This is a genomic window from Psychrobacter sp. AOP7-B1-24, from assembly GCF_052376215.1.
In the GTDB taxonomy this organism is placed as follows: domain Bacteria; phylum Pseudomonadota; class Gammaproteobacteria; order Pseudomonadales; family Moraxellaceae; genus Psychrobacter.
Genome location: NZ_JBQSVL010000143.1, coordinates 1 through 3,149 on the forward strand (window position 1 = coordinate 1; position 3,149 = coordinate 3,149).

4 protein-coding genes are annotated in these 3,149 nt (G+C 38.1%); all 4 read right to left on the reverse strand.

Annotated elements, in window-relative coordinates; all coding sequences use genetic code 11:
• Positions 1-688: hypothetical protein (locus ACT3QP_RS14475; protein ID WP_444525988.1), on the reverse strand; the 688-nt coding region annotated here is incomplete at its 3' end.
• 136 nt (positions 689-824) lie between these two features.
• Positions 825-1,481: a hypothetical protein gene (locus ACT3QP_RS14480; protein WP_192520716.1), complete on the reverse strand. Its 657-nt coding sequence runs from the start codon at positions 1,479-1,481 to the stop codon at positions 825-827.
• Positions 1,482-1,514: 33 nt separating this feature from the next.
• On the reverse strand, positions 1,515-2,288 hold the full coding sequence (locus ACT3QP_RS14485; RefSeq protein WP_192520718.1) for a hypothetical protein: 774 nt from the start codon (positions 2,286-2,288) through the stop codon (positions 1,515-1,517).
• Positions 2,288-3,149 (reverse strand): DUF2345 domain-containing protein (locus ACT3QP_RS14490; RefSeq protein ID WP_444525989.1); only part of this gene is annotated, 862 nt, incomplete at its 5' end. The genes ACT3QP_RS14490 and ACT3QP_RS14485, both read right to left, overlap by 1 nt.

Consider the following 3,149-nt stretch of genomic DNA (forward strand, 5'->3'; position numbering starts at 1 on the left):
ACTTGGGATTGTATAAAGACAAATCGGTTCTATTATCAAACTCACATGATGTTAAACCTACCATTGCATACTTAGATTGCTTTTGTTGCACAGTGCAGCCTTTGTATTTAGTGATTTTAGGGCTATTTATGAGCTCCTGAAAAAATATTTCAGGGTTGTCTGCTCCGCTTATTTCTAATATTTGATATACGACAGCTTTGTTAAGTTTATTAAATGGATCAAGAGGTTGATATTTTCCAGCTAAGGTAAACCTCTTCACAAAATATTTATTATTCACTTTATCCAGTGAGTAATCTAAGATAGTGCCATCATCATATTGAATGACAACAAAAAAGCCATATGCCGTTTCGTCAAACTGTTTACTATTTATTTGGTTTAAATTATAGTCTTTGTGGAATAATTTTTTAGTTTTTTTTACATTTTCGTCAGGCAAAAAAAACGGTTCATGGGCTTGTTTTGCAGGTGTTCTCGTAATAAGCGGAGCCCAATCTGTTGTATTGATATCCTGTTGTATATGGGGTTCAGTATTAGAGACTAATACGCTCTCAGCGCTATTCTGTTTATCCAGTGTTACAGTGGATTTGACTGCTTTACCTGAATCTAGAGTGAGTGAGTCTGAAGAGGTAGCATCACAAGCAGTAAGTAAGGTAGTAATCACTATAGTAAGTGCGAGCTTTATTCTTTTCATATAAACCTCTTATAGTTTGTATACACTGGGATCTTTTTGCATGAGATACCACTCATACCTTGCAAATGAGATACGTGAATTTGGGTTGTTAGGCGCAATTCCTATTTGCCATCTAACTTCAATTATTTATAACGGTTTAATTAACTTTATCTGTTCGGGCGGGATAGACGTTTATGCCTGAGAAGGTTGTAGGTAGTAGTTTAGACTCAACTAAACTATTTATTTCATTTATTGACGTATCTTTAACGTTAAGATCAATGTGCACGTTAGGATCATCTTTTAATTCGTAGATAAATTTAGCATTATGCAGACTAGGGTTATTAAGAGACTTTGTGACTTGATAATTCAGATAATTAAGCTTTATACCACCTAGGTTAAGAGGCATCTTAGCTGATTTAATATCTTTACTATTTTCGCCAACAAAAATATATATACTATCAACAATATTTACATTGCTTGGATGTACAATTATTGTGGTAGTGACTTTTTCTGTATTAAAGTAGAATCTCCATTCTTTTTTAGTTTTTGGGGTGAAAGGATTATATACTCCAAGATTAGGCAGTTCTGAGACCATATCTGATTGTCGAGAAACTAACCTAATTGCAGCTTTTATTGTCTCTAATACATCATCATTCTTATAGCCAGTCACTAGCTGTGTACTGCCTGCCTGTATCAATGCGTCATGTAATGCTATTTCATCTTGCATAATAGGCTCCTGATTTTTGGTATTTTCTGCCATTCCACAGCTTGTTAAGAAACACATAGCTAAAATAGCTAGAGCAACTTTTATCATTTGCAAGCTCCCGATATGTACGATTTTTTTAGACTAATATAGGTCAGAATGATATGAAAGATTCTGAATACCATTAGGCACATTGTCCTTTTCCTTTAGTTGCCATTCTTTCTCAAGATATATAGATCCTGATCTAACTCCGTAATAATTATATAATTTTGCAGCCCCGTACTTTTTCTTGAACTGAACATACCAAGAATAGGGGTTTACGAACATTGCTCCTGTAGCAGGTACCTTCCATCCATCAATATATGTAGGTTCAAATAAGAAATTAGCTGCTCCACTAGGTGTAGTGATATAGCCTTTGCCACTAGGTGTATCGATGCCTGCGTCATCTAAAACATCTTTTGCTGCTTCTGCACATGTATCGTTCATATAAGCAGTATACTTTTCCTCGCCTGATATCACCTTTTTCTTGAATTTATCAGCATGTTTCTTAATGGCTGAAAGCTGACTTTTACGTATTTTAAATTTATACAGTCTTGAGACTGTAGTTACGGGGTAATTAACAGTGCCAGAGCGCTTACCGCTAAATATGTCAATTCCTGCTTTTTCTTCTGCCTCTGTTGGGGTTGCTAATCCTTTAGGGCCAAAGCTATGTACAGTTACGATTTTCCCATTCTGTACTGTGAAGAAAAAGGCATGTCCATAATTAATATTGAGATTTTGAGTGTTATTTACAAAAGCAGTTGCTAAATAGTTAACTTCAAATCCAATAACTAAATAATATTGGTTTGAAATGACTTGAACCTGATTGTTACTAATCATAGGTAAAGTACGACTGAGGCTGTTATATTTATATCCCACTACTTACTCTCCTCATTCTCGACTTGCCAAGGAAGCTCTAAATGAATTTCGATTTCATCTTTATTGTCAGAATGGAAGCGTTCCGACCAACCGTCTTTATCAGTCACTCCATTGAACTCCTCGCCTGTACGTTTATTTATAGCGGTATAATGCGTGTTGGCATAAGGCTCTTTTTCATCGTTGATAAACTGGTAAGCCAAATTATAAACCCCATCCATCAGCGTCTTTTTCTCAGGAATTATACTAGGCAACCCCGCCAAACTCAGCCCATCCATCCCGCCGCCATCACGACTGTGCTTACCAGCCTTCTCCGTAAACTGCATCGCCGCAATCGTAATATCACCGCCATCTAATGTGATACTCGCACCGCCCGCCGTTAGCGTAATCTTATTCGTTGCCACTATCTCAACTTCTTTAGTTGAGGATGACATATTCACATCTTGCTTCGCCGTTGCCTCAAGCTTCCCTGTATGCGCAGACAGCATAATATTGTCCTTGCCATTCGTCATACTGAACTGACCATCAGCAACCATTGTCAAAGACTCGCTACTGATTTGATGATGACCATCACCACTACTCACCATCATATCTTGCTGAGTGGTCGTTACCATCTCACCCATCGATCGTTGAATCAGCGTATCGTCACTGACATAGCTCGTATCAGCAGCGCCATCGATCAGCGTGTAGGGCGCTTGTTGATGGGTTTTGGTTTGCTGTTCCTCTGCGATAGTTTCTAACTGGGTCTTAATCGCTTTGTGGTCATTGACCTGACGTCCTAGTCCCGTTGCCAATTGCGTTAAGCGTTCAGCCAGATGCTGACCACCCAATGCCGTTTGAGTGAGAGTCGGGGTGTGCTGTTGA